Annotated in this window: 1 pseudogene; it reads left to right on the top strand. The window is 44.5% G+C overall.

Going from position 1 to position 1,237, the window contains the following annotated elements:
* Window positions 1–215: 215 nt before the first annotated feature.
* Window positions 216–1,237, top strand: a pseudogene (locus AC1DUA_RS38260) (hypothetical protein); the annotation flags it as partial.

Here is a 1,237-nt window from a genome sequence, read left to right as displayed (position 1 = left end):
GAGTTCGACAAACTTTGGGAAACGATGAAGAAAGATGTAATAGGCCTCGGTTGGAATGATGTCTTTGCCTCGGATACGGAAAAAGCGCAAAAGATTATTAAGATGCGGGCAGATGCACTAGCTAAAAAGTAAAAAAAATCTAATTTTAATGAGTGAGGGATATGTGTGTTTTTATATATCCTTTATTCATTTTCTAAATCTAAGGAGGAAGCTTCATGAAGCTGGAATTCGGCAACTATATGCTAATCTCTAAAGAGGGTGGCATAGAGGTTCAGAAAAATGGCAAGCTGCTCTATTTCAACAAGCGGCCGATGTTCGTGACGATAAAGACTGCTTTTGCCATCAATGAGTTTTATGAGCAAGCATACGCCGAAATCACTGCTTACGGTGATAAAATTGTGGCYGAAGGTACGTTAATTGTCCCGACAGGCTCAGAATTCTTCTTCTCTGACGTATATGAAGTGGCCAACACAGGGTTCAAGGTAAGCAGGAACGTCAAGGTGTTGAAAGCGGGAGATGACCTTGGCTTTTCTACCAAGATCTCTTTGACGATTGCGGAATCGGATGACGTTTATGACTATCACTGCTTCGCACCCGGTGTCTGGTATAAGCAGAACGAATTCGCGCCTGACTACGCAATGGGCAAAGACCTGGATAACGAATATTTCTGGCGGATGGAAACCAATTACGCCTTGCCGTTGTTCGCGACGCAGCACATCGCTTCAGGAGAAGCTGCAGCTCTCTCTCGCTGGGCTGCGGACGTAACCATGCRGTCTTCGGACATTGTTAGGTCCGAGAATAACACGGACCCGAAATGTACCATCGGAGCCATCGGAATGAGCAAGCCGGAGAGTAAGACGCTGAACTATTTGTATTACGGCTTTGGTGTACGCAAGGCATTAGAGATAGAGATCGACGGCCTGTCGATCGATTATGTGTATCCGGGTTGCGATGGCGAGATGCCTAGAAGAAATCAATATGAGGGTCTGGATTACAGTCAGAAAACGAAAAGGTTTCAGCGCATTAACCATCCCGTAGAAGTTGGCTTTGAACAAAATTACGCAATCGGCATTCAATTCGGCCATTATAGCAGCTTTCAGTCGATGATGAGAGAAATTTGGCGGGACACCTATTCCCGGCTGCGCGACAAGTTATTCGAAGTAGATAATGAACTTTATTTTCATAATTGCATGAATATTCTGACTAAATTTACGCGTCAATACGGTGATTCGTATGG

The sequence above is a fragment of the Paenibacillus sp. 01T422 genome (assembly GCF_056398785.1).
The sequence above is the reverse complement of the archived record's forward strand: the minus strand, read 5'-3'. Positions and strand labels throughout refer to the sequence as shown.